The organism is Arthrobacter sp. Alg241-R88, assembly GCF_900537115.1.
Taxonomy (GTDB): Bacteria; Actinomycetota; Actinomycetes; order Actinomycetales; family Micrococcaceae; genus Arthrobacter.
The window spans coordinates 1-5,000 of record NZ_UNRG01000019.1 but is presented as its reverse complement, the minus strand read 5'-3'; the positions used below and the strand labels follow the sequence as shown (position 1 = coordinate 5,000).

The following is a 5,000-nucleotide window of genomic DNA, read 5'->3' as shown; positions in this document are numbered from 1 at the left end:
TGGGCGGCTTCCACCACACCACATCGACACTATCCGCCAGCAACCGTTTCTATGGAGTGGCTCACATGTCCAGCGCTCCGCCGTTCACGCGAAAAACCACCTTGAAATCAGCTTCCCGGGGCTTCAACCGATAGGGCTCGAGAACACCGGGGCCGCAGGCAGCAGTTCCTACCCCTCGCATCACGTGGTCCAGGTACACGTAAGTGCGCCCATCCCCCACCAGCTCGGGACGGTGCGTGGCTGCATCGAGTACCGGCAAGCTGTACGGCCGCACCGTGAGCGCGAACGGATTACCCGATACCTCCAGTGTGTTCCCGCCGACCTCCAGGGCTGCAGACCGGACTCCGGAACGGGCGCCCGATTCCTGGGGCCGGACATAGTCGACATCCATGTGTGCGAGCGGGAGCGAGAACCATCCGGCGCGGGCACCCTGTCCCGTATCCGGGTAGCTCTGGTGCGGGCCCTGCCCGAACCAGCTCACCGTGGTGGTCTCGGCCGCCAGCACCAGCTCCAAGCCGATCCGCGCCCACTCCACATCGAAGCCGGCGTTCACCCACGTCCCCTGTGGCCGGACCTGTGTCCGGAGAGCCAGGGCCTCGCCGTCGCTGGTCCATGTGTAGTCCACGAGCACCCCGAACTGCTTGTCGGCGGCACCCATGCGCGTCCGCACGGTCAGCTGCTCACCGCCCTCGGCATCAGTTTCGGTGTTGATGCCCAGCAACCGGGTATGGAGGCGGTTCAGCCCGGCATCCTTCCACTGGGTGGCGAGAGGTCGCTCGTCGTCGCCACCCCACTCCCGGCCCAGGTCGTTGTCCGTAGGGGGCCACCACAATGCCAGGCTCATCTTCTCGACGGGGACCCCGCCGATGGAGGTGGGCATACCCGTGGCGCGGCTGAAAACCGCCGGTCCCAGGCTGAGCTCGGTTTCCTGGACGAGTACGGGTTCAACCGGTACTGGCAGAACCGCAGCGCCAAGCCCCCGAGCCGCCTGTCCCCACGCAACTTCGTGCCCTGCCGGTGCCCACGCTGAATCAGCGGCAAGGACCGCGCTGACGGTGAGTACCGCTGGCTCGCCGTCGGGCAGTGAATCTGCGAGGGCAGCAAGACTGACGGGCAGCTTCACAGCTGCCTCTGCCTGAGGCGCCACGGGCGCAACGTCCACAGTGCCGGCGTCGATCGGCCCGCCGTCGGACTCGACCATATACCGGAAGCTGTAGGCGCCGGTGCCAGTGAAATCCTGCCCATTGCGGACAGTGAAGCCCGACCAGTCAGCGGCCACGCTGATACGCAGCGGTTCGATGACTTTCTTGAAGTCCAGCAGTCCCGGCCTGGGATTCCGGTCCGCGTCCACCAGCCCATCGGTGACAAAGTTGCCGTCGTGCACTTGCTCCCCGAAGTCCCCGCCGTACGCGTAGTGCTCGCCGCCGCCGGGACTGGCGACGGTGATGCCGTGCTCCAGCCATTCCCAGACAAAGCCGCCCATCAGCCGCGGGTACCGTTCGAAAAGCTCCTGGTACTCACTCATGCCGCCGGGGCCGTTGCCCATGGCGTGTACGTATTCGCACAGCACAAAAGGCATGGCCCGGCGTCGGGCATCCAATGCGGGGTTTTCCAGGGCCGGCTCCATGCCCTGTCCGATCAGTGCCGTTTCCGCCTGGCTGGCGTACATCCTTGAGTAGACGTCCACATGCGCGGAAGACCAGTCTCCCTCGTAATGGATCGGGCGGGACGGATCCCGGTCCTTCGTCCAGCGCGACATGGCGGCGAGGTTCCTGCCGGTGCCCGCCTCGTTGCCGAGCGACCACATGATCACCGCCGGGTGGTTCTTGTCCCGCTCGACCGTGCGGCGCATACGGTCTGCCAGCGCGGCTTCCCACTGCGGGTCATCGCTGGGGTTTTGGGCCCAGCCGGCGCTTTCGAAGCCGTGGGTTTCCAGGTCGCACTCAAGCACAACGTAGAAGCCAAGCTGGTCTGCAAGCGCCAGGAACTCCGGGTGGGGCGGGTAATGGGACGTCCGGATGGCGTTGATGTTGTGCTGCTTCATGAGCCGCAACTCAGCCTCCACCACATCCCTGGGAACTACCCGGCCAAGGCGCGGATGGTGCTCATGGCGGTTGACGCCGCGCAGCAGGATCCGCCGCCCGTTGACCTTGAACTGGGCGTCTTCAATGGCGATGCTGCGGAAGCCAACCTGGAGTGCCACGGCCTCTGCAGGAGTGCTAACCGTTGCCTCGTAGAGCCTGGGCACCTCAGCGGACCACGGTTCGACGGCGGGGAGCCGCACCTCGGTGCCTGCGGGCAGTTCCAGGTTCAGTTCCGGAACGCGGACGACGGCGTCAATCGCCTGTCCGCCCCGGCTTGCCTCCACCCGGAGGACGCCTTCGCCGGTGCGGTGGTCGTAGTCCGCGTGCACAAAGACATCATCGATGCCGCCGGCCGGCCGCGCCTGCAGGGTAACGTCGCGGAAGATACCCGGGAGCCACCACATGTCCTGGTCCTCCACGTAACTGGCGGCCGAGAACTGGGCGACGCGCACGGCCAGCGTGTTCGTTCCCTGCTCCAGGACTCCGGAAACGTCGAATTCGTGGGCAAGCCTGCTGCCGCGCGTCGTTCCGAGTTCCACTCCGTTCAGCCACACTGTTCCGGCGGATTCGATGCCGTCGAACCGCAACAGGGCATGCGGAAGAAATTCGGGCCCGGCCTCAAAGACCACCACGTGGTCCCCGATGGGATTTGCCTCGGGAACGTGCGGCGGCTCCACGGCAAACGGGAACTGGACGTTGGTGTAGGCAGGGGCGCCATGCCCGTGCATCGGCCAGCTGGACGGAACGGGCAGGCCCTCGAAGCCGTTCAGGTCCTTCCCCAGCTGCCAGCCGTCCTCCGGTGCCAGCCGGATTCCGGGGCTGAGCCTGAACTGCCATTCCCCATTGAGTGACAGCTTTGGTGCATCAGTGTTCAGGAAGGCCCGCGCCGGCAGGCTGCCGGCGCCGGGCTCCAGGGAGGACAGCTGCCGCACGCCCTCCGCACCAATTTCGAGGCTGACGGCGGGCGAACCTGCCGTCATATCTGAGCTGCCGGCGGGGGCGGAGGGCGATTGAAGTGACATATGCTTCCTTGCTGGTCTGTCGGAAGGGTGGCAGGCGGACGGCGTTCCCCCTGGGAGAGGATACTACGTGAACGTTCACGTGCCGCACGCCGAGCCTAGTCGACTTTGCCCCGTTTGAGTAGGGTCAGGCTGACTGGCGAAGAACCAACTCGTGCCTGAGAACCAGCATGGCGTCCTCGCTCCCGGCCTCCAGGGCACCGGCCAGCAGGTTATCCACGAGGTCGACGGCGGCGCGTCCAACCGCCCGCAGGTCGAGGGCGAGAGTGGTCAGCTCGGGCGTCAAGAGCTCCCCCAAAGGGATCCCGTCCATCCCGATCACGGCACAGTCCCCCGGCACGGTCTTGCCGGCGTCCTGCAGTGCTTTTAGCGCCCCTGCCGCCATGAGGTCGTTGAAGACCAGAAGCCCGTCAATTCCGCCGCGATCCTCAATCATGGCGCGGACGGCTTGCCGGGCAGCGGGGGCGGAATCAGCGGCCTGCCGTACCGTGAGCTCAATGCCCGCTTCCTTTGCTGCAGCGGCGACGGCCAGCCCGCGGGTGGTGGCGGGACCCTCCTGGTTCGAATCAAGGTAGGCAATCTCCCGGCAGTGCGCCGCTTGGAGGCGCTCCAGGGCAGTCCGCGCCGCGTAGGCGTAGTCAAAGGAGATGCCGCCGGCCGCGTGGCCCGACGGGTCGTCGAGAACCACGACCGGGCGCCGGCCCATCATCGCCTGGGCATCACTCGAGCAGGCACCAAGATAGCCGACGAGCGCGTCGACCTGGGGTGCGAGGCGGTTGACGGCATCCAAGCCGCTCCCGCTGCCGTGGCCAAAGTCATCAACAACCACGTTCCAGCCGCGCTGTGTGGCCACTTCCACCACAGTGGACGCAAAAGCCGGAAAGTAGGGGTTGGTAAGGTCCGGGATGGCAAGCCCCAGAGAGACCCGCGCGCCCTGCACCAGGCCCTTCGCAAACCGGCTGGGGGTGTAGCCCAACTCTGCTGCGAGCTGTTGAACCCGTTCCCGGGTTGTGGGACTGATTCCAGGCATGTCGTTCATGGCCCGCGTCACCGTCTGACGCGAGACGCCCGCGGCGGCCGCCACATCCAAAATTGTTGCCCTGCGGATGCGGGGTTCACGGGCGCTAGGGGTCATGACGGTAAGTCTAGGCGGGCCAGGGCTTCCGACTGCCGGGCTGCCGTTGTGGTGTTGTGTTTGTTAAATGTGGGAGGCCCCAACCTGGTGGTTGGGGCCTCGACCTAATGGTTGTCCGGCGGTGACCTACTCTCCCACACCCTCCCGGGTGCAGTACCATCGGCGCTGTGGGTCTTAGCTTCCGGGTTCGGAATGGGACCGGGCGTTTCCCCCACGCTATGACCGCCGTAACCCTTCTACCCGTCCCCCGGTGCGGGGGTGGGAAAACTGTGGTTACAACATTGTGGTGTTGTTATTCAGTTGTTTGTTCCCTGCAACGTACCGGTTTGGTTTGTTGTTTGGGAACCACATAGTGGACGCAAGCAGTCTTATTTATCTTTTTACCAGTGCTTGGTGTGAACGTCTTTTGAATGCCGTTCACGCAGTGGTGTGTGGTGTAAGTTATCGGCCTATTAGTACCGGTCAGCTTCACGAGTCGTTAGTCCTCGCTTCCACATCCGGCCTATCAACCCAGTGGTCTGGCTGGGGGCCTCTCACACACAAGGTGTATGGAAATCTCATCTTGAAGCGAGCTTCCCGCTTAGATGCTTTCAGCGGTTATCCCATCCGAACGTAGCTAATCAGCGGTGCACTTGGCAGTACAACTGACACACCAGAGGTTCGTCCGTCCCGGTCCTCTCGTACTAAGGACAGCCCTTCTCAAATTTCCTGCGCGCGCAGCGGATAGGGACCGAACTGTCTCACGACGTTCTAAACCCAGCT

2 protein-coding genes and 2 rRNA genes are annotated in these 5,000 nt (G+C 64.6%); all 4 read right to left on the bottom strand.

What is annotated here, in order from left to right; genetic code table 11:
• Nucleotides 1–61: 61 nt before the first annotated feature.
• Complete coding sequence (locus G6R19_RS20155) at nucleotides 62–3,106, bottom strand: glycoside hydrolase family 2 TIM barrel-domain containing protein (protein ID WP_163168121.1); 3,045 nt, start codon at nucleotides 3,104–3,106, stop codon at nucleotides 62–64.
• Between the two features lie 124 nt (nucleotides 3,107–3,230).
• Nucleotides 3,231–4,238, bottom strand: a complete 1,008-nt coding sequence (locus G6R19_RS20150; protein ID WP_163168120.1) for a LacI family DNA-binding transcriptional regulator — start codon at nucleotides 4,236–4,238, stop codon at nucleotides 3,231–3,233.
• Nucleotides 4,239–4,351: 113 nt separating this feature from the next.
• Nucleotides 4,352–4,468, bottom strand: a 5S ribosomal RNA gene (gene rrf, locus G6R19_RS20145).
• A 201-nt stretch (nucleotides 4,469–4,669) separates the two neighbouring features.
• A 23S ribosomal RNA gene (locus G6R19_RS20140) occupies nucleotides 4,670–5,000 on the bottom strand; the annotation flags it as partial.